The organism is Cyanobacterium sp. IPPAS B-1200, assembly GCF_001747005.2.
GTDB lineage: Bacteria > Cyanobacteriota > Cyanobacteriia > Cyanobacteriales > Cyanobacteriaceae > Cyanobacterium.
This window is the reverse complement of sequence record NZ_CP182899.1, coordinates 1,723,928-1,750,122: the sequence shown is the minus strand read 5'-3', so window position 1 is coordinate 1,750,122 and position 26,195 is coordinate 1,723,928. Positions and strand designations below refer to the sequence as shown.

Genomic DNA, 26,195 nt, shown 5'->3' with positions numbered 1-26,195 from the left:
TATGGGCTTTTTACCATTACCTCCGAGCATGAGGTTGTTATTATCTTATCACAGTTTTTTGATTTAATAACCCCATGAGGGCTTTATTTAAAGGATTGAAATTAACTTTTATAATTAGTTTTAATAGATAATTTTCTTGGAAAATAAAACAACTATGATTCGCTTAATTAATTGTCGTCTAACGGAATATAAAGACCTGAAAAATATCACCATTAATAATAATATTATTACCCATATATGTGATAGTAATACGAAGGATGAAACAGACAAAACTATTATAACCTCCATTGACTTAGAGGGAGATTACCTTTCTTTGGGGGGAGTAGATTTACAAATAAATGGGGGTTTAGGATTAGCTTTTCCTGATTTAGCATTACCAGATATAGAAAAACTGCATCAAATATGTGCTTATTTATGGTCAGTGGGAGTAGATCAATTTATGCCCACTATTGTGACGACTTCTATAGACAAAATTCGCCAATCCTTAGAAGTAATTAAGACATTTAAAGAATCTAATAATCAAGATAATGAAGCAGAAATTTTAGGGGTTCATTTAGAAGGACCATTTTTAAATGTACAAAAAAAAGGCGCCCATCCTCAAGAACATTTATTACCATTAAATTTAGACAATATAAAGAAAGTTTTTTATAATTACGAAAACATCATCAAAATTATTACCCTTGCCCCAGAATTAGACACCAAAGGGGATGTAATACCTTATTTAACTGATTTGGGGGTAATAGTTAGTTTTGGTCATTCCATGGCGACGGCAGAGGACGCAAAAAGAGGTTTTGATCAAGGGGCATCCATGGTTACCCATGCTTTTAATGCTATGCCTAGTTTACACCATCGAGAACCAGGTATGTTAGGAGAGGCGATCGCCCGTACTGGTGTTTATTGTGGCTTAATTGCGGACGGAAAGCACGTCACACCCACCATGTTAAAAGTCATTTTACGAGCCAGTGACTATGATTCAGGAATATTTTTAGTTAGTGATGCCCTTGCCCCCATAGGCTTGGACGATGGTACTTATCCTTGGGATGAGCGCACCATCGAGGTAAAAAACGGCACTGCTACCCTGCCAGATGGTACTTTATCGGGTACTACCCTCCCCCTATTCGTAGGAGCTCAAAATTTAATACGATGGAACATTTGTCCTGTTGAAAAGGTGATCGCCCTTGTCACCGATGCCCCCCGTCGGGCGATGAGAATGCCCACCCTAGAAGTAGGACAGAAAGCCAATTTGATAAGATGGCACCATAATCAAGACAAAAAATCATTGACTTGGGAGAGAATTTCCACCAAGTTTGACGAAGTTTAGGAAAACAATAAAAACGCTATGATAAAAATAGATAAAATCATAAAAAAAAGACCATGAAAATTATCAAATCTTTAGGTCTATTGATAGGGATAGGAACAATATTTAACCTTAGTATTGTCAAACCAATGTATGGACAAGAATTAAATCCATCTCTTTCTCATAAGCCCATAAATTCATCCACCATTTTGGATTCTAGTCATCAGGACAAAAACTTAGTAATAGCCCAAAATCATCGTCCTAATAGGGGTTTAAACTCTCAACATCCAACCTCAAGATATAGTTATCCGAATAGAAGACCAGAAACTATAATTATTATTGTTCCTAGTAGCAATGATCGTATTGATTTTTTCAATGGTAATCTAAGAAGAAATAGTAACTATTGGAGAAATAATAATATTAATCAAAATAATGGTTATTATCCTTCCAGAACCGTTGAAACTAGGAGTATTAATAACGTTAATGTTAACCCTATTAACTTTAATAATAGTGGATTTAGAAAGGTTGAAACAAGATGTGTCCACAGACAATTCCAAACTGTATGGGCAAATGTTCATTGTAGTATAAATAACCCTTTTTTTGAGTGGAGAAATATTTATTCAAAATAATTAGAATAAGTACTATCCATTTATTTTCACCAAGGTTTAATAGAAAAACGGATTTACTATTGGCCCTTCCCTTCAAACAAACTTAATATTATTACTTTGATACCTTTATTTTGATTTTGGTCTAGTCTGCCACTTTGCGATCGCACCTCACGCCCCTACACCCACCAAAACACTCCAAACAGCAAAGTCCCCCTTATCAAGGGGGATTTAGGGGGATCCAACCCTGCTTTGTAAGGGCGGAACAAGCAAAAGAAATACTAACCCTAACCACCCCAATATTAGCTAAAATATATTATTGAAGTAAGCAAAAAACTACTATTATGAAAGCCTATGAATTCCAGACAAATTTGGAACAAGATATCGTCAGAATCCCTCCTCATTATCTTCAAGAATTAACAAATCATCACAAAGTTAGAGTAATTATCCTTACCGAAGACTCTCATAGTAATCCCCAGTCTAAACTCTCATCCTCCCTTCTAATGCCTGAATTAAACGATGAAGAATCTATTTTTGAAAGAGATGAGGACAGGGGCAGAGAAGTTAATCTATGAAATATCTTTTAGATACCTGCACCCTCTCAGAATATGTCAAAAAAAAACCCAATCCCAAGGTCATTGACTGGTTAGATAATCAAGACGAAGACCAATTATTTGTAACTATAATTACCATTGCTGAATTACGCAAAGGAATTAGCAAATTAAAAATATCAAATCCTAACCGTTATCAAAAATTAAATAATTGGCTTATTATTCTTGAAAAAAGATTTACTGATAGAATATTGCCTTTAGACAAAAATATTTTAGAAATCTGGGCAATAACCTGCGGAGAATCTGAAGCAAAAGGTAAAAAACTACCTATCATTGACAGTCTAATCGCTTCTACTGCAATATATCATCAACTTACCATCGTGACTCGCAATGTTGATGATTTTAAATTGTGTTTTCCAGAAATATGTATTTTTAATCCTTGGTTAAAATAGAAATTCCCGATCGCACCTCACGCCCGTACCCCTCACCGCACCATCTCAAATAACAAAGTCCCCCTTATTAAGGGGGATTTAGGGGGATCAAACCCAGCGCCTCAGCCCCACAAAAATCAAATCAGCTATAAAATAAAGCGTAAGGAGATCCCCCCTAGCCCCCCTTTGTAAGGCAGGGGTGATTCAAAGTAGGGAGTAAAATAAAAGAAAGGGTGAATGTTTTCTAGTAAATTAGAAAATGCTCACCTAATTGTTTTACATTCAATAATGCTTAAAAGTCTAGTAGAAAAACTTCAACAAATCGAGGATTATCGTAACCCAAAAGGGAAAAGACATCAATTATGGGTAATTTTAACAGTTTTTATACTAGGAACAATCTCTGGGTTTATCGGCTACAGAGCCATAGGAGATTTTTGTCAATATAATGAAAAAGCACTATCTAAAATGCTGAAGATAAAAAGTAATAACCTTCCTTCTTACTCTACTATTAGAAGGGTTATTTCTAGTTTTGACCATCATTTATTAGAATCTCTTTTTAATCAATGGTCTCAAGAATTAATTTCAGTACAACAAGAGCAAGAATATTTTTCTATCGATGGTAAAAGTTTAAGAAATACTGTCACAGATAAGTATGGAAATCAACAAGATTTCATTGTATTTATCTCTTTATTTAATCACCAAAATAAAAGGGTTTATGGTTTAAGAACATTTCAGAATAAAAAAGGATCTGAAATTCCCTATAGTCAAGATTTGATAACTAATAGCACTGTTACCAACGCTGTATTTACTCTCGATGCTTTACACTGTCAAAAAGAGACTACTCGCAAAATTATTGAATCTGATAATGATTATTTAATCACTGTAAAAAAGAACCAGAAAAAACTATATCAATCCATTGATGATGTCGTTAAATATCAATGTTCTCGTAGTAGTTTTTATGATACTGATTTTAGTCATGGTCGTCATATTACAAGAAAAATATCTGTATATAATCCACCAGAAAACATTGACCCTCGTTGGATCAGTATTAAATCCGTTATTGAAGTTCAACGAGAGGGATTTCGAGGTTCAAAACCATATCAACAAACACTCTATTATATGAGTAGTCTCAAAAAAGATGCTATGGTTTTTGCTCAAAAAATTAGAGAACATTGGAGTATTGAAAATAATTTACACTGGATTAAGGATGTAATTTTAAAAGAGGATCAATCTCCTATCAAAAACCTTAATGCCGTTATTAATATCTCTATTCTCAAAACTATAGCGTTAAATCTTTTACGCTTACTTGATTTTCCTTCGGTGACAAAAGCCCAGAGATGGCTCTACTCCAGACTTGAGTCTCTTTTTTTTCTCTTAGAATGAATCACCCCTGCCTTATTAAGGGGGATTTAGGGGGATCCAACCCAACACCTCAGCCCCCACAAAAAAACCTCTAGGGGAATCAAAACGCAAAGAGATCCCCCCTAGCCCCCCTTGGTAAAGGGGGAACAAGAAAAAAGAAAAAAAATTCCCCCAACATGATCGATCCACGATCAAAAGTGGGTAACTTATAACTAACAGAAAAAGAAAAACTTTTAAAAATAACTCTCACAGGAGAAACAACCATGAAACCAGAAGTAACCTTAAAATATTTAAACTACGTCGCCAAGAAAAAAGCAAAAGGAGAAGAAGGCTTCACCCTCATCGAACTCTTAGTAGTAGTAATCATCATCGGTGTACTAGCCGCCGTCGCCCTCCCCAACCTCTTAGGTCAAGTTGGTAAAGCTAGAGAAACCGAAGGTAAAAACGGTGTTGGTACCGTAAACCGCTCTCAACAAGCCTACCACTTCGAGAAAGGCTCTTTCAGCGTAGATCTTGACAATGATGCTTTACAAGAGCAAAACGCCCTTGGTGTTATTGTTCCAGGAAGTAAGTACTATACCTTTACAGTAACAGCTGGAGGCTCAACAGATTTCGCTTCCATCGATGCAGTTGGTATCGATCCAGACGAGACACCAGATAACGGTGCCGCTCAAGGGACCAGAGACTATGTGGGTGGTATCGAATTTGATGGAGCTGGTGCATACGGTCAAATTATCTGTCAAGCCGATATTACAGGTACCGCAGCAGCAACCACCATGGCAGCGGGGATACCTGATGTTGGAGCAACTGATGGGACCGGCTGTGCCGATGGTGACACCGAAGTTCAATAGTCACGAATTAATTTTTTATTAACTCGATTCATATTCCCCCCATAGGTGTTAGTGATAACTTATCATCAAAACCATGGGGGATTACTATTTATAAACGATCTATCCACAATCCTTTTTTTAATAATTATATTTCCGCTATTATAAACAGATTTAGAAGACAAACCAACAACTTCCAAGATTATCCATAGAACCATGACGACCAAAAACTTCCTCCTGTTTCTTCTCACAAAATATAAAACGAAACACAAAAACCAAGGTTTTACCCTCATCGAACTGCTGGTGGTCATCATCATCATTGGTATCCTCGCCGCTGTTGCCCTCCCCAATCTCCTCGGGCAAGTAGGCAAAGCAAGGGAAACTGAAGCCAAAAACGCCATCGGTACTATCACCAGGGGTCAACAAAGCTATCATTTCCAAAATGGAGTATTTACCCCCGCCCTAGATAACACCCAATTACAATCATCTAATCTGTTAGATATTACACTCCCCGAGTCCACCTATTATGTATATGCCGTAGCAGATGGAACCGGCACCCTCTCTACTTCCTCCGCCCTCAGCATTGATACCAGTGGCAATCCTGATGGCGGAGCATTCCAAGGTACTCGAGACTTTAGCGGTGCCATTGGTTTTGACCCTACCTCCAGCCAATATAGTCAAATACTCTGCCAAGCCGACAACAGTGGCACCGCAGGAACACCTACCACCGACCCCACTTCTTGTGACACCGACCAAACCGCCGTCAGATAACTCCTTCTTTTTTCTTTATTCCCCCCTTATTAAGGGGGGTTAGGGATCCCGTTTTCTTATTAAGGAAAGCAAATTCTCCTATTAAGGGCGAGTTAGGGGAGTATAGCAAAAGCCAAACCATAACTAACTCCTATGATCAATCTTTTCCGCCATGAACAAACAACAAATGATCTTCATGTGGAGGGTTAAAAGACACCTTTACCATAAAAATCAAACCCAAGGCTTTACCCTCATAGAATTAATTGTCGTTATTATCTTCCTTAGTATTTTAATCATAGTTGCAGTGCCAACCTTTTTCTCCCAAACAGGCAAAGCCAAAGAAGCAGAAGTCTTAATCAACCTTGGCACCCTCGCCCGTAGCCAACAATCCTTCCACTACCTAAAAGGTCATTTTGCCCTTAATTTAGCTGCCATTGAAGCCGACACAGGACCCATTGACGTTAAATATTACAACCTAGACAACATCACAGGAACCACAAATCACGTTAAAATTCAAGCCATCCCCACTAATGGACCCCAAGATCAAGTCAAAAACTACGCCATAGGGGTTTATTTCGCCAACGGTGCCTATGATCGGACAACCTGTCAAGCCGCTCTCATCGGCGAACAAGTACAAGTAGGAGATACAGCCGATGAGCCTTGCACCAACAATGGCGTTAAAATAAGATAATTATCAATATAATTGTGGAATTACCTTAAATAGTTATGCCTAGGGTCAATACTTTTTTCACCATTACAAGTTTAATAATTTCTGTGATAGGAATCCTCACCCTACAAAAAGGACAACTAGAAGCAGACATAGAACTTGACGAGGAGTATTATCAACAACAAAATCAACTCAACAGACTTGTCCTCGACATACAAACCAAAGCCCCCAGTTTCGGTTTCGATAACCTCAAAGCAAATTGGAACTACTTGCAATATATCCAATATTTCGGAGATAACCCCGCCCGACAAGTCACAGGTTATCCCCTCCTACCCAAATATTTTGAAATCATCGTTAACAACGATCCTCGTTTTGTTCGCGCCCTCCTTTCCCTCTCCACCGCCAACACCCTCTATGCCGTCAGCCCCAAAATTACCATCCGACTGCTAGATCAAGCCCTTGAGCAAATTTCCCCCACCCTAGATCCCCTAACCCCCTACATCTGGAGTTACAAAGGAGTAGATGAAATGCTCTTCCTCGGAGACATTACCGCTGCCAAAAAATCCTATCAAACCGCTGCCCAATGGGCATTACAAACCGACTCCCCCGACAAAGAAGCAGTTGCCGCCCGTAACCTCGAAACGGTGCAATTTCTGGAGCAAAACCCCGATAGTAAAAGAGCCAGAGTCGCCGCCTGGATGTTTATTTTGGGTAATGGTTTAAATGAAGAAACCCAACAATTAGCCATCGAACAAATTACCGCCCTTGGGGGCACCGTCACCCTCACCCCAGAAGGTAACTTACAAGTAGAATTTCCCGAAGAAGATTAAATTCCCCATTTCCCCCCTACTCCCAATTCTGGAGGAGTAAAAAAAGGAAGTCCCTACACTCGGGGATTTAGGAGCATTTACAACTCCAACATCACATAAGTAAAAGTTTCTAACTTACTCAATAACTCCTGAACTTCCCCCATCACCTCATGGTCAGTCTTTAACTCCAAAGTCTCGGGATTTCTTGGTTGAATCATCAACCATCTTTCCACTAAAGCCCCAAAAGATTGTGCAGATTCCCACAGGGGCAACAAACAAGCCCCCATCATATCATCAACCATAATCGGCACAAGGGTAGGTAAAGGAATATAGGTACTAATTTCAAAATTACCTCTATTTCTGATTACCTCCAGTAGATCATTTTTCACCTTCTCCGTTGCCAAAACAGGATTAAGATGTACCCTTGCCGATAACCATTGTTCATCAGACCAACTTAAAGGACTATCGGGAATAATAGTATCATCCTTTTTCACTGCCCAAAAATCAATCAACCGATGGATGGGATGGAAAAGCTCAAATAATTGTAACTTTTGCTGTTCCGTTGCTTCTTCTAATCCCCATTGCCAAAACATCGGCAACTCATCAGGATCTTTAAATAAAGCACCCAAATCCCATTGGCGCCAATTCACCATGGAAAGAAAATCTAAGTCAGCATAGTCCAGAAAATCAAACAATTCCTCAACGGTATAACCCTTATCTCCTTGTAATAAATAATTAACTAAAATCCATCCTTGCTTATGTTTTTCATTCGGTTTAACCCTTTTTTCAAACTCTCTCCACAACTCTTTTAACTTTACTGCATCTTTTAAACTATCCAAAGTTTCCACTACCACCTCAATAGCAGTATCTGTAGAAACTTCATCAAATAAACCTAATTGTCTAAAGGCTTCTTGACTTCTAAAAAAACCATTTCTTTGATAAGAACTATGTAAATTTGCTCTAATAATTCCCTGTGGTTTGAGAATTTTTTCAAAAAGTTTAAGAGTTTCTTTGGGGTTAGGTAATAGATATAATACTTCATCACAATTGATATAGTCATATTGATAACCTAAGGATTCAATATCATCTAAAGAAAGGGTATGAAATTCAGCATTGTTAATGCCATGATGGACTAACCGTTGACGGGATAAATCAATGGATTTTGATGATATGTCAACCCCCACTATCTTCGCCCCCGGATTAGCTAATGCAAGGGTTAAGGACTGTAAACCACTACCACAACCAGCATCAAGAATAATTTTGCCCTTAGTATCAATCACTTTTTGATAACGTAGATAATAAGGAATAGCAAGACTATGGATAAATAAACTGGGTAGCTTATCTTTGGGAGAATATTCTATATCCGACTCAGGATAGGGTAAAAAATCATACTGTTGACGTATTTTATCGTTAAGATTACTTAATTCAGAAGAACTTAAATCCATTATAATTATGTTTAATATATTAGTTTATTTAACAATGATTATAGTAGAGTTCAGACCATTATTTATTTGTTATTCTTCGATATAAATTATGTAAACTTATTTCATCAGAATAAGTTTAGTTGGGTCTTAATAGTTTAGGATATGCTAACCCCAAATCATTATAGTTGTCCTGTTCATTTCCCTTCACCAAATAATAATTTATCTCGAAAATTAAAGATCGGTTATATTGGGCATACGATGCGATCGCACTCTGTGGGTTTATTGAGTCGCTGGTTAATGCGCCACCATGACAAAGAAAAATTTACCACCTATGCTTATTTTGTGTGTAACCAAGTAGAGGATGAAATTACCAAGAAATTTTTTAGAGAGGTGGTGGATTATGCCCATAATTCTACTAATGTTCTCAATGACTTAATTACCCAAATCGAAAAAGACGAAATTAATATATTAGTTGACTTAGATAGCTTTACCCATAATATGACGTCCATGGTAATGGCACTTAAACCAGCCCCCATTCAAGTCAGTTGGTTAGGAATGGATGCCAATGGTATCCCAGCTATCGATTATTTTATCGCTGACTCTTATGTTTTACCCGATAATGCCCAAGAATATTATCAAGAAAAAATTTTGCGTTTACCCCATAGTTATGTCTCCGTTGATGGTTTTGAAGTCGCTACCCCATCCATCAGCAGAGACGATTTAGGAATCCCCCAAGGTGCGATCGTTTATTTCAATACTCAAAACGCTCTCAAACGTCATCCAGATATAATTCATGCCCAGATGAAAATAATTAAAGCGGTGGAAAATAGTTATTTTCTTATTAAAGGTAATGGAGATCAAGAAATTCTTAAAGAATTATTTATCACAATCGCACAAGCCGAGGGAGTTGATATTAACCGCCTGAAATTTTTAGATCGAACCCCCACCGAAGCAGTCTATCGGGCTAATTTGGCGATCGCAGATATAGTCCTAGACACTTATCCCTATAATGGTGCAACCACAACCCTTGAAACCTTATGGATGGAAATTCCTTTAGTAACAAGAGTAGGGGAACAATTCGCCGCCCGTAATAGCTATACCTTTATGATGAATGCTGGTATTACCGAAGGCATTGCCCGGAGTGATGAAGAGTATATCGAATGGGGTATAAAACTTGGCACAGATGAAAACCTACGCCAAGAAGTAAGCTGGAAACTAAGACAATCTAAAAAAACATCTCCTCTCTGGGATGCCAAACAGTTTACGAGGGAAATGGAAAAAGCCTATCAACAAATGTGGGAAATATATTTGAGAGAAAATGCAAGTTAAATGCCTCTTAGCTTATTCTTGATATCATTATTTCCATGGCGGGATTGAAATCAATCTAAAAGAAATATGTTAAATTTACCTCGTAAAAAATTTGCTATCGAAGAATATCATCAAATAATTACATCAGGCGTGTTGAAAGAAGATTATCTAATTGAGTTAATTAATGGGGAAATTTTTGAAATATCACCAGTAGGATTTAAACACGCTTCTTGTGTCAAAAAAATTAATTATTTATTTGCAGAAAAGTTAGGTTCAAAAGTTATTATAGGGGTACAAGATCCGATTAAACTTAATAATAATTCTGAGCCACAGCCTGATATTGTTTTATTGAAACCCCGCAAAGATTTTTACGCAAATGACCATCCTACCGTTGAAGATATTTTCTTATTAATCGAAGTGGCTGATAGCAGTATAGACTACGATCGCACCTTTAAAATACCTATCTATGCAGAAAATAAAGTTCGAGAAGTGTGGTTAGTGGATCTCAATCAAAACTTATTAGAAATATATCAAAATCCCCAGAAAAACTATTATCAGAATATAACAAAACTCTCTTCTGAAGATTCTTTAACCTTGAGTCAACCAGAACCTATCACCATAAGGCTTGATCGCATTTTGTTTTAGTTACTTCATTAGAGCGCGAACTTTGTTAGGGAAGCCCATTTTCATCTCAGGCCTTAGAAATCTTTTATTTAGATGTTATCAATAATAATTGATCAACATTAAAAATCACAGTTACTTAACTTCAATTAGAGTATTAGAGTTGTTGCGAAATAGTAGGAGATAGCTTTAATATTGAATATTAAATAAAGTTAATGGGATTTTTCTTATTCCTGATTTTATTTTATGCTACTTCCAAATATAAATTCCATAATCCACAAGCTGTTACCATTAGTTTGTCATCAAATTCTGGCATTCTATTTCTATAAACTGATGATACAGCATAGTATCTTTTTACCCCGGCAAAAGCGTTTTCACATCCGACTCTTTCCCTTGATAATTCTCTATTTTCCTCTTTTTGTTCCACCGTCAACTCTCCCCCTCTCGGTTTTTTTTGAGGTAAATCTCTATTTTCCAACTTTTTGACAGTTTCCAATACCCAGAGATTATAGTCAATATCGTACAAATTTTGAGCTTCAGTTTTTAATTGAGCTACCATATCTTTTTACTTTATTTTTGGCCTAGATCCACATTATAGATTCTTTTCAGGAGGGGAAAGTGCGATCAGTCTTGTGGGGGATTAGAGTGCGATCGCCCCTAGACTGTATATAATATGCGTCCAGCGTAGCTGTGCCTTATATTACCTTCTATATATTTTAAAGGTTCTGGTTTGCCGATGCCTTGAAAAGGGTTTTTTATCACTTCAGTAACTAAATCTAATATTTTTTCAGCCTTTTTCTTGTCATTTTTAAACCACCATTTTGACATACTGTTAAACTAAGCCAGAATGTCACCATTCTGACTCGTCTTCAGAACGGAGCGTGAAAGTTTCCCTTCACTCCGCTCCTCTCTAATAACCTCCTTGTCATGGACACAACTCAGACTTCCATCTCTGGTTGTCTTTTTATCATGGCAATGTTTATGAAGTAACTGTAGGTTTTTATATTCATCCTTTCCGCCAAGGGCTTTGGGAGTAATATGGTCAACTTCTAGTTTGTCTCCATCTTTAAAATTAAGTCCGCATACTGTACATATACCTTTTTGCTTATTAAGTAAGTTAGTCACTCTAGTCGAGACCTCTGGGTGTTTGCCTACTCTTGTTGTCCAATAAATCCAGTCTCCATCGTAGGGTGATTTGTCACCTTTGACTTTGACATGGCGTTTGATTTCAATCTCGCTATGATTTAGAAGTTTGAATCCATCTCCATCTCTGGTCGAAAACACCCAGTTTTTATTGCCATAAGTGTGCCAATATCTATTAGCTACCCATGACTTGGACTTATTCGGGTGTCTTCTTTCAGCCCATCTTTTTAACTGTTTATACATAAGGTGGTCACATTTGTCATAAGTTTCCTTACTACATACCGAGCGATAATAGTTTGCCCAACCTCTAATGATGGGATTAAGCTCTTTGATTAGCGCTACTTGTGGTGATGCTTTATGTTTCCTAATGACATCTCCAATCTTTTGGATGTGCTTTTTGATTTTATCTTTTGATGGTTTTATGATGGTTTTGAATCCAAGAGGGAGACTCTGACCGTTTTTTCCAGTGTGAGTTTTACCTACTTCGTATTGACGGATATTAAATCCGAGGAAGTCAAATCCCGTGTTTCCTTCATACTCGCAATATGTGTGGGAGATGCGGGTTTTGCTTGGTTTTAATTCTAAATCCAGTGGTTTTAACCAATTTTCAATGATTTCCTTACATTTGAGAATAACCTCTTCATCTTTGTGTAGGATTACGAAGTCATCGGCATATCTTATTAGAGATATACTTCTCGCATTCTTCTCTTTGATTCCTTTCCATGTTCTGGCGTAGGTTTTCACTTCTTCTTCCATACCGTGCAAGGCTATGTTTGCTAACAATGGGGAAATTACACCTCCCTGTGGTGTGCCTTTGTTAGCTGGTAGTAAAAATCCTTCGTCCAAAACTCCACTTTTCAGCCATGCTTTTATTTCACGTCTTAATAGTGGGTGGGTTTGGATTCTATTCAGTAATTCATCATGATTTATTTGGTCAAAACATTTTGCTATGTCAGCGTCCAATACAAATTTCGGCTGGTTTCTAATAGATAGAAATATCGCCTCTATTGCATCGTGTGCCGATTTTGCTGGTCTGAAACCATAACTATTTGGTTCAAATTTGGCTTCCCATTGCGGTTCAAGTGCTAGTTTAACTAACCCTTGTTTAACTCTCTCTGCCATACACGGAATCCCAAGAGGTCTTTGTTCTCCATTGGCTTTAGGTATCCATACCCTACGAGTAGGTTTTGATTTACCTTTCAGCTTCAGGTTATTGACCATCTCCAGACGTTGCTTTGGTGTTAAGGATTTGATTCCATCCACTCCAGCAGTCTTTTTGCCTGAATTGTCTTGAGTTATCTTTCTGATGCCTAAGAGTTTCGCATAATAAGAGTTGGTTAACAACTTTTGCAATTTGCGGACTAACTTAACATTACCATTTTGACTTGCTTTGAATATTCTTTTTTGCAAACGGAAAACCTCTCTCTCTACTTTTCGCCAGTCGATAGAGTTCCAATTTTCAGTTTTATCAATCGTGTTACACGTTGTCATAATTTAAGCTACTTGAGACTATTCATTGGTTATCAAAGTCGCTACGTCAGCCTATCCCTACCATTACAGTTGGGCATTTGCTTCTTAGCGAATCCTACTCCTCATTACCTTGCGCTGGTTACTACTCCCGAAGGAGAGATAATGAGGGTTTCCTCGTTCCTTATACTCATATTTACAGACTTTAGACTTCTTCTATCCACCGACTCTTTGCTGTTGATTCCAGTTCAGGATGGGGAGCCTGCTGGTGCATTAGGTAACACTTTTTAGTCTAGCCTGTCAGCCTTATTTGGCTAATTTTCATTCACGACGGTTCAAACGAAGATTACTTGCGTAGTCATGGTCTTTTTGCTCGATGGGATTCCCGTTTAGGCTTCGAGTTACCATCTTTTAATCCAGCTTCAGCGTGTGGTTTACCAAACACCAGGTCGCTGTGGACTATGCTTTCACTCCATCAACTAGAGGGGAGAACTTACATCTCCATGAGTATAAAGTTGTCAAGGTACATAATGTAAACCTTGCCTAGCTTACGTTTCGGTTATTTACCTAAACTTTGACTAGAACGAGTCGCACCCCCATGTCTAAAGCCAGGGGCTTTACGCCGACTTTTTGGTAAATCACTTTTAAACGGACTACTAAAACCCGGAACGTGGGGAAAACTTGGTTGTATATCTCCTGAAATAGAGTTTTGTTTCTTTTTTTTACTCAATTCCTAATTCCCCTTTCAATTCTTCCACCGATTGAGGTTTAATTTTACCTGTAATGGATTCTTCTAACGCACCGAATAAATGACGAGAATTAGCAGGATTCCTGAATAAATAAACGGTTTCTACTAAGCTACGCAAGTCAGACTCAGCAATTAAGGCGACATTTTCCCCTTGACGACGATTGATAATAAAAACTTGATGATCTTCCACTACTTTATCTAAAAGTTTAAATAACCCATTTCTGGCTTCTGTGGGGGATGTTATTTCGTAGCTAAACATAATTAATCCTCAACTTTTTATGTACACAATTACGTACATCATATCATTATTTTTATTTTCGTAGGTTATTCGGTAAAATCTCTACTACATTGCGATCAGGCGTAGCCTGCCACTTCGTGATCGCCTTTTATCCTCTACCTTCATCTAAAGTGCGATCTCGCAGAGATCTGCCTTGCAGTAGGCAAAGTGGTAGTCTTCCCCTAATCGTATTTTAAGGAAGCCAATTTTCATCTAAAATTTGTTCAATAAGTGCGATCGGTTTTTCCGGGAAAATATTGAGGGGGAGTTGAGAATGTTTAGAAGCCAATTTACGACCTTTTTGATAACAGTCAAGAAATTTACTGTTTAAATGATTATTTAAACTAGGGCTATCTTCTAATTCTTCGATGATTTGCAGTCTAAAATTCAATATTTCTCTTTCCCAATGACCTCGATTTCTTTCTGTTTCACATTCCCAATATTGTAAAATTAACAAGTGTTCAATCAATTTCATTAATAAACTTGTAATTTTTCTTTTATCCCTTTTACTCAAATCTAATACCTCTTCAATTAAATTCTCCCAATCAAGAGAATCTAAATCTCTATTTTCTAACTTTTTGACAGTTTCTAATACCCAGAGATTATAATCAGTATCGTATAAATTTGTTTGATTTTTAGTTACTTGAGCCACCATTACGATTACCTCAGATTTTTGACTGGCTATAATTATAAATTATTTTCATCGAGCTTTCATTAATGGGCGCTGTGCGATCGCGCAGCTCCACTTTGTGATCAGGCGTAGCCTACCACTTCATGATCGCGCAACTTCACTTCTTGATCAGGTGGCACTTTGCTTACTGCGAAGCAGATCTCTGCGAGATCGACAATTATCAAGAATACATAGAATCATAATACTTAGCATAATCACCGCTAACGATATTTTCTACCCAGTCAAGATTATGAACATACCAATCAACGGTTTCCTCGATACCCTGCTCAAAAGTATAATGAGGCTTCCAACCTAATTGAGAAGTTATTTTACTATTATCAATGGCATAACGGCGATCGTGTCCAGGTCTATCTTTTACAAATTGAATTAAATCTTCATTCTTATTTAAACTATCAATAATTAAACGAATAATATCCAAATTTGCCTTTTCATTATTGCCCCCAATATTATATATTTCTCCTACTTTTCCCTTATGTAATACTGTATCAATAGCAGAACAATGATCCTTCACATGAAGCCAATCCCTAACCTGCATACCATCCCCATACACAGGAATCGGTTTATTTTTTAGACAATTATTAATAGTCAAAGGAATTAACTTTTCAGGAAATTGATAAGCTCCATAATTATTACTACAACGAGTAATATTAACAGGCATCGCAAAAGTTTCATGGTAAGCCCGAACAATTAAATCTGCACTAGCTTTAGAAGCCGAATAAGGGCTATTAGGAAGCAAAGCCATAGTTTCGGTAAACATTCCTGTCTTACCCAGAGCTCCATAAACCTCATCTGTTGACACTTGTAAAAACTTTACTTCATCTCGATATTTTCCACAGTATTTATCATCAGGATTAATTTTCCAATACCTTTTCGCCACATCCAATAAAACCTGTGTACCTATGATATTAGTGGTTAAAAAAATATCTGGGTCAATAATACTCCTATCAACATGGGATTCAGCCGCAAAATTGATGACAGTATCAATGGAATAGACTTGAAAAATTTTCTCTACGGTTTCTCTACTCCTAATATCACCTTTTATAAAAGTATAATGAGGATGATTTTCAATGGTTTTTAAATTTGCTAAATTCCCTGCATAGGTTAATAAATCAAGATTAATAATTTGATAGTCGGGGTGAAGATTCAGCATTTCCCTGACAAAATTACTACCGATAAATCCTGCACCGCCAGTGACTAATATTTTTTTCATGGTTTATTTTTGTTTAATTTCTTGTAAATATCTTTTGAGGGCATTTTTCCAATGGGGTAATTTTTCCAGCCCAATGTTTCCTGTCGCGACGGTAGATAAACGAGAATTTTTTGGTCTTTGGGCTTTGGTTATATATCCTTTGGATGATATGGGTATTATCTCCATATCTTGTGCCAGTTGAGCGAAAATTTCTTGGGCGAATTGATACCAACTACAATAACCTTCATTAACTCCATGGTAAGTGCCATAGTTTTCCGTTTGAATTAAGTCACTGATAAATATAGCTAAATCTTTGGTATAGGTTGGAGAGCCAATTTGATCGTCAACTACTTGTATTTTCTTTTTTGATTCCCCTAAGTGCATCATGGTTTTAACAAAATTATGTCCGTTAATTCCATATACCCAAGAGGTTCTAATGATAAAATGTTTTTGAATGTAATTTTTTACAATTTCCTCTCCCTCTGCCTTGGTTTGACCATAATAGTTAACAGGATTTATGAAATCTGTTATGGCATGGGGGGTATTTCCTGAGCCGTCAAAGACATAATCGGTGCTGATATAAACTAATTTAGCGTTTATTTCCTGTGCGCTTTGAGCTATATATTTTGTTCCTTCTACGTTAACCGAGTAACATATATCTTGCTCTTCTTCGGCTTTGTCAACGGCGGTGTAGGCGGCACAGTGGATGATAATATCGGGCTTAGTTTCGATGATAAATTGTCTTGTGCGTTTTTCGTTGGTAATGTCTAAATTATCTTTGGTGGTAGTAATTACCTTGATTCCTATTTGGGATAATTGTTTACTGACATCGTATCCTAGTTGTCCATTTCCCCCTGTTACTAATGCTTTGATTTGAAAGTTAACATCACTATCTTTTAGTAAGGGGGCTACTAAGTCTTTTTCTGACATGATGGGGTGTTCAATGCCCCAATTGATACTTAAGGCTGGATCATCAAAATTTAAGGTGCGATCGCACTCAGGACTATAATATTCATCAACCTTGTATTGAACTTCAGCATCATCGGTTAAAGTAAGAAAACCATGGGCAAATCCTTTGGGAATGAGTAATTGTTTTTTATTTTCCGCCGACAACTCCACCGATACCCATTTTTTAAAAGTAGGTGAACCCTTGCGCAAATCAACGGCCACATCAAGGATACTTCCCCTAGTACATCTAACCAATTTTGTTTGTGCTTTAGGTTCAACTTGAAAATGTAAACCCCTTAAAATTCCTTTTTGTAAAGATAAAGAATGATTATCCTGAACAAAGTTGATATTAATTCCTTTTTCTCGTAATCGTTTATCAACATAGGTTTCCATAAACCATCCTCGATTGTCCGAGAATAACTTAGGTTCTAAAATTAAAACCCCATCAATAGCTGTTTTACTAATTTGCACAGTTGCTCACTCCTCGCTAATAGATAATTTGACCTTCTGCTACCTTCTGTAAATGTTGACCATAAGGAGATTTACCATACTTTATCGCTGATTTTAATAGAGTATTTTGGTCAATCCAACCATAATAATAGCCAATTTCTTCGGGGGCAGATATTTTGATACTTTGTCTTTTTTCAATGGTTTCGACAAAATTTGTTGCTTCCACTAAACTATCCATCGTACCAGTGTCAAACCAAGCATATCCTCTTCCTAATAATTCTACATTTAAACTTTGTAGCTCAAGATACATATTATTTAGGTCTGTGATTTCTAGCTCTCCTCTGGGGGAAGGCTTAATTTGCTGGGCAAAATCTACTACTCTATCATCATAAAAATAAAGTCCTGTAACGCAGTAGTTTGATTTAGGATTTTTTGGTTTTTCCTCTATAGATATAACTTTAAAATTTTGATCAAATTCTACTACCCCAAAACGTTCTGGATCATTGACATAATATCCAAAAATAGTTGCTTCTCCATTTTCTAGGTTCCTTTTTGCTTTTTTCAAAATTTTTGTCAGCCCATTACCATAATAAATATTGTCCCCCAAAATCATGGCCACATTATCTTTTCCAATAAAATCTTTGGCGATGATAAAAGCCTGTGCTAAACCGTCAGGAGAAGGTTGTGGTGCATAGGATAGATTTATTCCAAATTGACTACCATCCCCTAAGAGTTTTTGAAAATTGGGTAAATCTCTGGGGGTAGAAATAATTAATATATCCTTAATTTTACCCAACATCAATATTGATAAAGGATAATAAATCATGGGTTTGTCATATACTGGCAACAATTGCTTACTTGTTACCATGGTTAAAGGGTAAAGCCTAGTACCAGAGCCACCAGCTAGAATGATTCCTTTCATATCGTCATATCATAAATTTATTGTTATGTTAACCAATACTAAGACTTTCCTCTTCAGTATTTTGTGGGGTTAAGGTATATCAAGGCTTAGGGGGGTTAGGAGCAATCAACTTTTTTATTGTTTTATGAATGGGAAAAGTGGGTAAATCATGTGTAATAATTTTTTTGCGATCGCCCTTACGGTACAATTTTGTAAAGATTAAATATCTTAAAAGCTCAGATCACAAAGTAGCAGGGTTTGCTTAATCCTATCTAAAGAAGAGAAGTTATCAATTCAACTCACGGAGAAGTGAACAGTAAAATTAAAATAAAAGGGTGAGAATTTCCCACCCTTTATATAGTTAAAAATTACCAGCTAGGGCTTCCTTACACCGATCGCAAATTAGGGGTTCATCCACAAAACTGCCTACCGCATTAGAATAATTCCAACAACGATCGCACTTACGCCCCTCTGCATTAACTACTGCTACCTTAAGAGTAGTATCGGTTAAAGTGATTTCCCCTCGATATTCACTCTCATCCAACGCAGACTCATCTTCCACTAACTCCACCTGAGACACTAACAAGAGATAACGCAACTCATCCACCCTGTTACCATCATTAAGCGCATCATCAGGATTTAGACTCGCCAAAGTGTCGGCTAACTTACCAGTGGTGTCATATACCAACACCTTCGCCTCCAAAGAAGCACCGATGAGCTTTTGGTTACGGGCATCATCTAAAATCTTGTTAACCCCCGTGCGAATATGGCGTAATTCCTGCCATTTTTGGGCAAATTCGGGGCTTTGCACCCATTCAGGTTTTAGATTGACCCAACCAGCCTCAAACACGGAATTACAAGACTTTTCATAGGGGAGATTCTGCCAAATATCCTCTGCCATATGACAGAGTACAGGAGCGATCGCCCTTACCAGATTTTCCAGTATAATAGCCATAACAGTTTGACAACTGCGACGACGGGCAGAATTAGGATCAGAAATATAAAGTCTATCTTTTGCTACATCTAGATAAAAATTAGAAAGATCAACTACACAGAAATTTTGTACCTTTTGAAAGAACTTAAAAAATTGGAAACTCTCGTAAGCCTCAGTAATTTCCGTAAAAACCTGATGGGTTTCATGCAAAATGTACTTGTCCAACTCAGGTAAATCAGCATAACTCACCGCATTTTTAGCAGGATCAAAATCATGTAAACTACCGATTAAGAATCGAGCCGTATTACGAATCTTACGATAAACATCCGCCAACTGCTTGATGATACTATCCCCAATGCGCACATCCCCAGAATAGTCCGTAGAAGATACCCAAAGCCTCAACACATCAGCACCGTAAGGAGGTTGTTGCTTTTGATTTTTACCCCCATTGATGATTAAATTAGGATCAACCACATTACCGATAGACTTACTCATCTTCATGCCCTTCTCATCCAACACAAAACCATGAGTTAACACAGTCTCATAAGGCGCATGACCATTTACCGCCACACTAGTTAAAAGACTAGATTGGAACCAGCCTCGATGTTGATCAGATCCCTCCAAATATAGATCCACAGGGTATTTCAACTCCTCCCTCTGATTTGCCACCGCCGCCCAGGACGAGCCAGAATCAAACCAAACATCCATAGTATCCATACCTTTACGATAGGTTTTACCATCATTGCGGTAACTCTCAGGCAATAACTCCTCCACCGACATCAACCACCAAGCATCCGAGCCTTTTTCCCTGATAATATCTCTCACATGGTTAACAGTTTCCTCATTCAACAAAGGCTCATTGGTTTCCTCATCATAAAACACAGGAATAGGTAAACCCCAACTACGTTGACGGGAGATACACCAATCGCTTCTCTCACTCACCATAGGAGTAATGCGATTTTCCCCCTGGGCAGGAATCCAGTTAACCTCTTTGATAGCCTTTAATGCTTCCTCTCTAAAACCATCCACTGAGGCAAACCATTGCTCAGTTGCCCTAAAAATAGTAGGCTTTTTGGTACGCCAATCATAGGGATATTTGTGTTCGTAGGCTTCCTCTTTTAATAAGCTACCCTTACCTGTCAGAGCATCAATAATGGCTCGGTTGGCATCTTTTAAGACATTTAAGCCCTGAAATTCCCCTGCTTCCTCCGTAAGATTCCCTTTGTCATCCACAGGAGAAAGAATTGGTAAATTATACTTCTGCCCTGTCATATAGTCTTCTTGTCCATGGCCGGGGGCAGTATGTACTAATCCTGTACCAGATTCTGTGGTGATATAGTCACCGCCGATAACGACAGGGCTTTCTCTGTCAAAAAGGGGATGTTGATAGGTAGATAATTCTAAATCTGCACCCTTGATGGTGGTTTTAACTTCCAGTTTGACACCGAAGGTATTAGCAAGGCTTTCCACCAAATCTTGAGCAACAATCAAATATTGCCCCTCTTTTACTAGAGAATTAGTAGATTCCCCCTCTTTTAAGGCGGGGCTAGGGGGGGTTACTTCCACCACAGCATAATCTAACTTGCTATTAACAGCTACTGCCAAGTTACCAGGAATTGTCCAAGGGGTTGTCGTCCAGATGGCAACTCCCAAATTAGGCATATATTGTTCTAAATTAGATGCTTTTTCGCTTAATTTAGTAATATTAAAACTAGCATAGATACTGCGAGAAACGTGTCCTTGAGGATATTCCAATTCTGCCTCAGCGAGAGCAGTTTGAGAACTAGGACTCCAGTGGACAGGTTTTAAACCACGGTAAATATAACCATTGAGGGCCATTTTGCCAAATACTTCCATTTGGGCTGCTTCATATTCAGGCTTGAGGGTGAGATAAGGGTTTTCCCAGTCTCCCCAGATGCCATAACGTTTAAATCCTTCTGCTTGTTTCTTTTGGGTTTTAATGGCAAAGTCACGGGCTTTATACCTTAGTTTAATGGGGGTTAACTCAGCCCTTTTTTCTTTTTCGATGCTTTGTAATACTTTTAATTCGATGGGTAAACCGTGGCAATCCCAACCAGGCACATAACGAACTTTATGCCCTTGTAATAGTTTATATTTATTGATAATATCTTTAAGAACTTTGTTGAGGGCATGGCCCATGTGTAAGTCACCGTTGGCATAGGGTGGGCCATCATGGAGGACAAATAATTCTTTGGGGTTATTCTCGGCTAGGTTTTCATATACTTGATTTTCTGCCCAAAATTTTTGCAATTCTGGCTCTTTTTGTACCGCATTAGCTCTCATATTAAAGCTAGTTTGGGGCAAGTTGACGGTATCTTTATAATTTTTAGGTTCACTCATAGAATAGATAAGAGAGATTAATTAATATAACTTTTTACTTCTGCTATTGTATTGCGAATAGGGGTTATCTCTCAATGTCAAGATTGACGAAGAAAGACTTAATCGAATTATTTTTGACTATAAAAAAAGAGGGATTATCCCTCTGTGATGAAAAAATTAATCAGCTTTGCTGTTATCTAAGTGGGAATTGCTTCTCCGGGGCGTAGTTTTGCCCATTTATTTTTTTCTTCTGTAAAGCTATCACAACCGACAACATCCCACTCGGTTTCTATATAGTCTTCACGGGTGCGAATATTAACGTTTATGGAAGGATTTTCTGGCTCAAAACTAGGATTGTCTGTTAAATGGGGTTGCTCATGTTGAGTTTCTACGGCATTATAAGTATTGCAACGATCAACGTAGTAACAGTTTACACAGATACACATAGGCTTTTTCTCCGACTGTCTCTATTTCCTAATCTAGCTTAATTTTAATAAGGTTGGTTATTTGTTAATGTATATTGCGGATTTTTTAAGACAAGTATTGCCCTTTGATTTAGATTTGTTGCCCCCTGATGCCTATTTGGTGGGGGGAGTGGTAAGGGATGCTTTGTTACACAGGAGAAGGAATTATATTGATTTAGATTTTGTTTTACCCACTGGGGCTATTCAAACGGCTAAGTTTATCGCTAATAAGTATGGGGCTGGTTTTGTGGTGTTGGATGCGGGGCGCGAGATTGCGAGGGTGGTTTTTCCTTCGGCAACGGTGGATTTTGCTAGGCAGGAGGGGGGTTGTTTGCTGGATGATTTACACCGTCGTGATTTTTGTCTAAATGCGATCGCCCTTAACTTATATACTAAGGAAATAGTAGATCCCTTGGAAGGTCAAAAGGACTTAGAAAAAGGTATCATCAGAATGGTATCACCAAAAAACCTTGAAGATGATCCCCTCCGAATTTTAAGGGCTTATCGTCAAGCCTCCCAATTAGGTTTTCAAATTACCCCTGACACCCGTAAAACCCTGCAAAAACTAGCTCCTCTTCTCAGGCAAGTGGCGGCGGAAAGGGTAAAGAGCGAATTAGATTATCTTTTACAATGTGAAGCTGGTTTTCAGTGGTTACAACTAGCCTATGAAGATAATATATTGTCTTATTGGTTAAAAAATACTACCCCAAAAAGTATTATTAATTTATCTAAAATAGATCAAACTTTAATTAATCTTGAAGAAACATATCACCCATTTAAAAATCTATCTTCAGAATTTTTGGCCTTAGCAAAATTATCTTGTTTGACTGCTAATAATTCAGATTTAGCTCAAGAAGAATTAATAAAATTAAAGTGTTCTAAAAATGAAATAAAAACAGTAACAACTATTCTAAAATATTTACCAGCATTACTAGATTTTAATTCAAATACTACCCTTCGAGAACAGTATTTTTTCTTCCTCAATGTTGGTGATACTTTCCCTTTAATAGCTCTTCGGGCGATCGCTTCTAACCCTGAAAATAAATCAACAATATATCAATTAATAGAGCGTTATTTTAACCAAAATGATCTAGTAGCCCATCCTCAATCATTAATTACAGGAAATGATCTCATAAATGAACTAAATTTTAAACCAAGTCCATTAATAAAAGAAATATTAACAGAGGTACAAATTGCCCATTTAGAAAACAAAATTCATGATAAACAAGAAGCCCTTATTTTTGCTCAAAAATATTGCACTAAAAATCTCTAATTATTTACCCATATTAGTCATATCTCTAACAAGGGGCTTAAGCCCCTTGCCTTGTCATCACTCCCTCTTTCTTGTCTCTTATTCATCTAATTAATTCATCTTTTCATGAAGCCTTGCATAGTGATTATTGATTTTGTTAAACCAAATAAAGGACAATAGAAAAATATTAAATCTAAAAAAAATAATACCTATGAAGTCAAAAAAAATAGATAATTTACCTTTAAAAGCTATCTTAGAAGATACCCTAACTATTTTCTGGGCTGAATGGTTAGATTTACGGGCAAGAATGGCTCAAATTGCCTCCACAGGTTTGATTTCACCGTTAATATATGTCCTTGCTTTTGGGTTGGGTTTGGGCAATACCATTGATAGGGTTAGCACTCCTGCGGTGGGGGATAATTATTTGGAGTTTATTTTGCCGGGGATGGTTGCCCTGTCTTCTATGACGATTAGTTTTGGGGGAACTACTTTTTCTATATGTGGCGATCGCCTTTTTAGCAAAACCTTTGACGAATTGTTATTATTACCAGTACATCCCCTTGCTTTGCACCTAGGGAAAGTATTGGCAGGAATTGTGAGGGGTTTAATGACGGCATTTTCTGTGATACTGGTGGCGATTCTGTTTACGGGGAAGATTTTCAGTTTTATTAATCCCCTGTTTATTTTAGTTGTAATCCTCAATTGTGCTGTTTTTGCTGGAATTGGGGTAATTATCGGTTTAAGGGTCAAATCCCTTGAATCTGTGGGGCTTTACAACAACTTTTTGATCGTGCCGATGTCATTTTTAGGAGGTACCTTTTTCTCCCCCGAAAGCCTACCGATGGTTTTAAAGGTGATTGTTTATTTACTACCCCTAACCTACACCACCACTGCTTTACGGGCAGCGGCTTATCAACCCATCAGCGTTTTTCCTTGGTATAGTATTCCTGTACTATTAGTAATTGCGATCGCACTGGCTTTTGTGGGTGCTTATCAATTTTCCCATCAACAAGAATAACTAGGGGTTAGGTAGTAGGATTTAGGGGTTAGGTAGTAGGATTTAGGGGTTAGGTATTAAGTTTAATAAGCACCACAGTAAAGGCTAAAGCCCTAGCGGTTAAAAATGATTTTTAAAAAGTAAAGTACCTTTACCCTGTTGCATGGGTAGGCAATTCATAATATTTTCTTGGGCGCAGTATTTCAAATCATCTACGAGATTAAGTCTTACTAATCTTTGTCCATGACTGGCAAGGGAAAATAATTTTACTAAATCATGTTGCCACTGTTGGTAAAGTGCGATCGCACTGATAACCTCATCATTACCAATCATATCCATATCATAGTTGGAAATGAGCCTAGAGGCGATCGCTCCTGCACAGATAGTATCCTCAAGGGAATAACCCCCCTCCCAACCTGAGCCCACCAACCAGACATTTTCGGGTTTTGTTTGCTCCAAAAAATCAACTGCCGCCCCAAAATTAATCATCGCCCCAGTGACTACTACCTCAGCATCCTGCACCCTCTGCAAAGCCCTAGTGCCATTAGTTGTGCTGATAAACAACTGCTTATCCTCTACCACTTCAGGGGTACAATCAAGGGGAGAATTACCCATATCACAAGACTCAACCTTTTTTCCTCCTCTTTCCCCTAATCTCAACCTTTTCTCAGAAGACAAAGACTCACTCTGCGCCAACAATAAATCAATGTCACTAAAAGCCCTTACCGACTCCGCCCCTGCATCTATCGCCGTCGCCATGGTAGTAGTGGCACGAAGTACATCAATAACCACAGCGCAATCAGGCACTTGATTTTCAGGAGTTGACTCAGGAGTATGATAAACAGAAATTTTCACGATGATTATTTTACCTATGCTTTCACAATCAGCAATTATATATCACCGAGGGAATCTCCGTTAGTTCAACTATTCGTGAGGGATAAAAAAGAATCTACCCCTCAATCCTAATTAAATATTGCGCATTCTCGCACTACTACGAGAGCGAGGAGAAGGGGGAGTTTGTAAAGGTTGATTGCCCGTATTTTGTGCCTCCCGTTGTTTAGCCTTTGTCGCACTACGACGCAACGCCTGTAAACGCTCTTCATATTTCTTCCGTTGATTACGTTTAGGAGTTTGCTCAATTAAAGTTTTAAGGGCGCTACCTAAACTCTGATAAGCATTTTTCAAAGAATAACCAAAACGGGTTGCCAAAATAATTGCCTTTTCATCCGCTTCCATAGCATCCTTGAGATTCTTTTCACCATTATTTTTTTGCCAAAGACGATAACCAGAAATACCACACAAAGATAAAGCCAACAATAACAATAAACCATCTTGCACCCAAAGCTCACCCACAGCACCCCCTAAACCAATGGCAAGGGCAGCCATTTCCCATCCTTCCTTGGGAATAGTATCATTCTGAATTCTAGCAACTTCATGCCAAAACATCAGATTTCGTTGGTCAATAGCTAAGTTTTCCCATTTTGCTAAGTCGATTTGAATTTCTACCTCATCTTTGCCTAACTCTTCACTGCGGATTAGGGGAGGGTTAACTTCAGTGGAAGATTCAACCATTACCCAACTTTGTAACTCTGGGGGTAAAAGGGTTTTTAATCTTCTTAGTTCATTCATTTCTGCTCTGGCGGAGGATGTTGTATAAGAAGTCATATAATTATTTTACTTAACTATTATCTATAATTTTGATCTTGTTGATCTTATTCTATGGTAATCTAATCTTAATTTGA

General features: G+C 37.7%; 26 protein-coding genes and 2 pseudogenes. 13 read left to right on the top strand and 15 right to left on the bottom strand.

The window, feature by feature from the left end; all coding sequences use genetic code 11:
* The first annotated feature begins 154 nt into the window (after positions 1 to 154).
* From nagA to A5482_RS07995, 9 genes are all read left to right on the top strand, one after another.
* Complete coding sequence (gene nagA, locus A5482_RS08035; RefSeq protein WP_069789810.1) at positions 155 to 1,321, top strand: N-acetylglucosamine-6-phosphate deacetylase; 1,167 nt, start codon at positions 155 to 157, stop codon at positions 1,319 to 1,321.
* A gap of 53 nt (positions 1,322 to 1,374) precedes the next feature.
* Entirely contained in the window at positions 1,375 to 1,926 is a 552-nt protein-coding gene (locus A5482_RS08030) for a hypothetical protein (protein WP_069789811.1), read from the top strand.
* A gap of 320 nt (positions 1,927 to 2,246) precedes the next feature.
* Positions 2,247 to 2,477, top strand: a complete 231-nt coding sequence (locus A5482_RS08025) for a hypothetical protein (protein WP_069789812.1) — start codon at positions 2,247 to 2,249, stop codon at positions 2,475 to 2,477.
* Entirely contained in the window at positions 2,474 to 2,905 is a 432-nt protein-coding gene (locus A5482_RS08020; RefSeq protein WP_069789813.1) for a type II toxin-antitoxin system VapC family toxin, read from the top strand. Before A5482_RS08025 ends, A5482_RS08020 begins: the two co-directional genes overlap by 4 nt.
* Positions 2,906 to 3,172: 267 nt before the next feature.
* The gene (locus tag A5482_RS08015; RefSeq protein WP_069791932.1) at positions 3,173 to 4,267 is read left to right on the top strand and encodes an ISAs1 family transposase; all 1,095 of its coding nucleotides are present in this window, start codon (positions 3,173 to 3,175) and stop codon (positions 4,265 to 4,267) included.
* A gap of 242 nt (positions 4,268 to 4,509) precedes the next feature.
* Positions 4,510 to 5,097 (top strand): type IV pilin protein, encoded by a 588-nt coding sequence (locus A5482_RS08010; RefSeq protein WP_069791681.1) that lies wholly within the window; start codon positions 4,510 to 4,512, stop codon positions 5,095 to 5,097.
* A gap of 192 nt (positions 5,098 to 5,289) precedes the next feature.
* On the top strand, positions 5,290 to 5,844 hold the full coding sequence (locus tag A5482_RS08005) for a type IV pilin-like G/H family protein (protein ID WP_069791680.1): 555 nt from the start codon (positions 5,290 to 5,292) through the stop codon (positions 5,842 to 5,844).
* A gap of 151 nt (positions 5,845 to 5,995) precedes the next feature.
* Positions 5,996 to 6,514, top strand: coding sequence for a type IV pilin protein (locus tag A5482_RS08000; protein WP_069791679.1), 519 nt, complete (start codon positions 5,996 to 5,998; stop codon positions 6,512 to 6,514).
* Between the two features lie 35 nt (positions 6,515 to 6,549).
* Entirely contained in the window at positions 6,550 to 7,320 is a 771-nt protein-coding gene (locus A5482_RS07995; protein ID WP_069791678.1) for a hypothetical protein, read from the top strand.
* A gap of 77 nt (positions 7,321 to 7,397) precedes the next feature.
* Here A5482_RS07995 and A5482_RS07990 read toward each other — a convergent pair whose 3' ends face one another.
* Entirely contained in the window at positions 7,398 to 8,744 is a 1,347-nt protein-coding gene (locus A5482_RS07990) for a class I SAM-dependent methyltransferase (protein ID WP_069791677.1), read from the bottom strand.
* Between the two features lie 138 nt (positions 8,745 to 8,882).
* Here A5482_RS07990 and A5482_RS07985 point away from each other — a divergent pair.
* Positions 8,883 to 10,052 (top strand): annotated as a pseudogene (locus A5482_RS07985) (O-linked N-acetylglucosamine transferase, SPINDLY family protein); the annotation flags it as partial.
* Positions 10,053 to 10,118: 66 nt separating this feature from the next.
* Positions 10,119 to 10,676 (top strand): Uma2 family endonuclease, encoded by a 558-nt coding sequence (locus A5482_RS07980; protein ID WP_069791675.1) that lies wholly within the window; start codon positions 10,119 to 10,121, stop codon positions 10,674 to 10,676.
* A gap of 220 nt (positions 10,677 to 10,896) precedes the next feature.
* Here the strand turns inward: A5482_RS07980 and A5482_RS07975 are convergent, their stop codons facing one another.
* The 12 genes and pseudogenes from A5482_RS07975 to A5482_RS07920 all read right to left on the bottom strand — a co-directional run bounded on the left by A5482_RS07975 (position 10,897) and on the right by A5482_RS07920 (position 22,186).
* Positions 10,897 to 11,079, bottom strand: coding sequence for a transposase family protein (locus tag A5482_RS07975; protein ID WP_242412016.1), 183 nt, complete (start codon positions 11,077 to 11,079; stop codon positions 10,897 to 10,899).
* Positions 11,080 to 11,112: 33 nt separating this feature from the next.
* Positions 11,113 to 11,211: pseudogene (locus A5482_RS07970) on the bottom strand (DUF29 domain-containing protein); the annotation flags it as partial.
* A gap of 98 nt (positions 11,212 to 11,309) precedes the next feature.
* On the bottom strand, positions 11,310 to 11,480 hold the full coding sequence (locus tag A5482_RS07965) for a type II toxin-antitoxin system YoeB family toxin (protein WP_083260486.1): 171 nt from the start codon (positions 11,478 to 11,480) through the stop codon (positions 11,310 to 11,312).
* Between the two features lie 9 nt (positions 11,481 to 11,489).
* Positions 11,490 to 13,286, bottom strand: a complete 1,797-nt coding sequence (gene ltrA, locus A5482_RS07960) for a group II intron reverse transcriptase/maturase (RefSeq protein ID WP_069791837.1) — start codon at positions 13,284 to 13,286, stop codon at positions 11,490 to 11,492.
* A gap of 535 nt (positions 13,287 to 13,821) precedes the next feature.
* Positions 13,822 to 13,992, bottom strand: a complete 171-nt coding sequence (locus A5482_RS07955) for a hypothetical protein (RefSeq protein ID WP_201150105.1) — start codon at positions 13,990 to 13,992, stop codon at positions 13,822 to 13,824.
* Positions 13,985 to 14,269 (bottom strand): type II toxin-antitoxin system Phd/YefM family antitoxin, encoded by a 285-nt coding sequence (locus A5482_RS07950; protein ID WP_069791857.1) that lies wholly within the window; start codon positions 14,267 to 14,269, stop codon positions 13,985 to 13,987. Before A5482_RS07950 ends, A5482_RS07955 begins: the two co-directional genes overlap by 8 nt.
* 211 nt (positions 14,270 to 14,480) lie before the next feature.
* Positions 14,481 to 14,942, bottom strand: a complete 462-nt coding sequence (locus tag A5482_RS07945) for a DUF29 domain-containing protein (RefSeq protein WP_069791858.1) — start codon at positions 14,940 to 14,942, stop codon at positions 14,481 to 14,483.
* 196 nt (positions 14,943 to 15,138) lie between these two features.
* A complete protein-coding gene (rfbB, locus tag A5482_RS07940) occupies positions 15,139 to 16,188 on the bottom strand; it encodes a dTDP-glucose 4,6-dehydratase (RefSeq protein ID WP_069791859.1) in 1,050 nt (349 codons plus the stop codon).
* Positions 16,189 to 16,191: 3 nt separating this feature from the next.
* Complete coding sequence (gene rfbD / locus A5482_RS07935) at positions 16,192 to 17,586, bottom strand: dTDP-4-dehydrorhamnose reductase (protein WP_071891763.1); 1,395 nt, start codon at positions 17,584 to 17,586, stop codon at positions 16,192 to 16,194.
* Between the two features lie 16 nt (positions 17,587 to 17,602).
* Positions 17,603 to 18,487, bottom strand: coding sequence for a glucose-1-phosphate thymidylyltransferase RfbA (gene rfbA, locus A5482_RS07930; protein ID WP_069791860.1), 885 nt, complete (start codon positions 18,485 to 18,487; stop codon positions 17,603 to 17,605).
* A 340-nt stretch (positions 18,488 to 18,827) separates the two neighbouring features.
* Positions 18,828 to 21,761, bottom strand: a complete 2,934-nt coding sequence (ileS, locus tag A5482_RS07925; protein WP_069791861.1) for an isoleucine--tRNA ligase — start codon at positions 21,759 to 21,761, stop codon at positions 18,828 to 18,830.
* Positions 21,762 to 21,937: 176 nt separating this feature from the next.
* On the bottom strand, positions 21,938 to 22,186 hold the full coding sequence (locus A5482_RS07920; protein ID WP_069791862.1) for a Ycf34 family protein: 249 nt from the start codon (positions 22,184 to 22,186) through the stop codon (positions 21,938 to 21,940).
* Positions 22,187 to 22,253: 67 nt separating this feature from the next.
* On the opposite strand from A5482_RS07920, the gene A5482_RS07915 reads away from it, so the two are divergent.
* Complete coding sequence (locus A5482_RS07915) at positions 22,254 to 23,477, top strand: CCA tRNA nucleotidyltransferase (RefSeq protein ID WP_069791863.1); 1,224 nt, start codon at positions 22,254 to 22,256, stop codon at positions 23,475 to 23,477.
* A 190-nt stretch (positions 23,478 to 23,667) separates the two neighbouring features.
* Positions 23,668 to 24,474, top strand: coding sequence for an ABC transporter permease (locus tag A5482_RS07910; protein WP_069791864.1), 807 nt, complete (start codon positions 23,668 to 23,670; stop codon positions 24,472 to 24,474).
* A 99-nt stretch (positions 24,475 to 24,573) separates the two neighbouring features.
* Here the strand turns inward: A5482_RS07910 and A5482_RS07905 are convergent, their stop codons facing one another.
* On the bottom strand, positions 24,574 to 25,308 hold the full coding sequence (locus tag A5482_RS07905; RefSeq protein WP_069791865.1) for a 2-phosphosulfolactate phosphatase family protein: 735 nt from the start codon (positions 25,306 to 25,308) through the stop codon (positions 24,574 to 24,576).
* A gap of 111 nt (positions 25,309 to 25,419) precedes the next feature.
* The gene (locus A5482_RS07900; protein WP_069791866.1) at positions 25,420 to 26,118 is read right to left on the bottom strand and encodes a DUF3318 domain-containing protein; all 699 of its coding nucleotides are present in this window, start codon (positions 26,116 to 26,118) and stop codon (positions 25,420 to 25,422) included.
* Between the last annotated feature and the right edge of the window lie 77 nt (positions 26,119 to 26,195).

What these genes read in the sequence shown, in the direction of transcription:
- A5482_RS07915 (WP_069791863.1), top strand. Translation starts at nt 22,254, where the DNA reads ATGTATATTGCGGATTTTTTAAGACAAGTATTGCCCTTTGATTTAGAT.
- A5482_RS07980 (WP_069791675.1), top strand. Translation starts at nt 10,119, where the DNA reads ATGTTAAATTTACCTCGTAAAAAATTTGCTATCGAAGAATATCATCAA.
- rfbA (WP_069791860.1), bottom strand. Translation starts at nt 18,487, where the DNA reads ATGAAAGGAATCATTCTAGCTGGTGGCTCTGGTACTAGGCTTTACCCT.
- A5482_RS07995 (WP_069791678.1), top strand. Translation starts at nt 6,550, where the DNA reads ATGCCTAGGGTCAATACTTTTTTCACCATTACAAGTTTAATAATTTCT.
- A5482_RS08005 (WP_069791680.1), top strand. Translation starts at nt 5,290, where the DNA reads ATGACGACCAAAAACTTCCTCCTGTTTCTTCTCACAAAATATAAAACG.
- A5482_RS08000 (WP_069791679.1), top strand. Translation starts at nt 5,996, where the DNA reads ATGAACAAACAACAAATGATCTTCATGTGGAGGGTTAAAAGACACCTT.
- ileS (WP_069791861.1), bottom strand. Translation starts at nt 21,761, where the DNA reads ATGAGTGAACCTAAAAATTATAAAGATACCGTCAACTTGCCCCAAACT.
- A5482_RS07945 (WP_069791858.1), bottom strand. Translation starts at nt 14,942, where the DNA reads ATGGTGGCTCAAGTAACTAAAAATCAAACAAATTTATACGATACTGAT.
- A5482_RS07990 (WP_069791677.1), bottom strand. Translation starts at nt 8,744, where the DNA reads ATGGATTTAAGTTCTTCTGAATTAAGTAATCTTAACGATAAAATACGT.
- ltrA (WP_069791837.1), bottom strand. Translation starts at nt 13,286, where the DNA reads ATGACAACGTGTAACACGATTGATAAAACTGAAAATTGGAACTCTATC.
- nagA (WP_069789810.1), top strand. Translation starts at nt 155, where the DNA reads ATGATTCGCTTAATTAATTGTCGTCTAACGGAATATAAAGACCTGAAA.
- A5482_RS07900 (WP_069791866.1), bottom strand. Translation starts at nt 26,118, where the DNA reads ATGACTTCTTATACAACATCCTCCGCCAGAGCAGAAATGAATGAACTA.
- A5482_RS07910 (WP_069791864.1), top strand. Translation starts at nt 23,668, where the DNA reads ATGAAGTCAAAAAAAATAGATAATTTACCTTTAAAAGCTATCTTAGAA.
- A5482_RS08015 (WP_069791932.1), top strand. Translation starts at nt 3,173, where the DNA reads ATGCTTAAAAGTCTAGTAGAAAAACTTCAACAAATCGAGGATTATCGT.
- rfbB (WP_069791859.1), bottom strand. Translation starts at nt 16,188, where the DNA reads ATGAAAAAAATATTAGTCACTGGCGGTGCAGGATTTATCGGTAGTAAT.
- A5482_RS07965 (WP_083260486.1), bottom strand. Translation starts at nt 11,480, where the DNA reads ATGTCAAAATGGTGGTTTAAAAATGACAAGAAAAAGGCTGAAAAAATA.
- A5482_RS07920 (WP_069791862.1), bottom strand. Translation starts at nt 22,186, where the DNA reads ATGTGTATCTGTGTAAACTGTTACTACGTTGATCGTTGCAATACTTAT.
- A5482_RS08010 (WP_069791681.1), top strand. Translation starts at nt 4,510, where the DNA reads ATGAAACCAGAAGTAACCTTAAAATATTTAAACTACGTCGCCAAGAAA.
- A5482_RS08020 (WP_069789813.1), top strand. Translation starts at nt 2,474, where the DNA reads ATGAAATATCTTTTAGATACCTGCACCCTCTCAGAATATGTCAAAAAA.
- A5482_RS07950 (WP_069791857.1), bottom strand. Translation starts at nt 14,269, where the DNA reads ATGTTTAGCTACGAAATAACATCCCCCACAGAAGCCAGAAATGGGTTA.
- A5482_RS08025 (WP_069789812.1), top strand. Translation starts at nt 2,247, where the DNA reads ATGAAAGCCTATGAATTCCAGACAAATTTGGAACAAGATATCGTCAGA.
- A5482_RS08030 (WP_069789811.1), top strand. Translation starts at nt 1,375, where the DNA reads ATGAAAATTATCAAATCTTTAGGTCTATTGATAGGGATAGGAACAATA.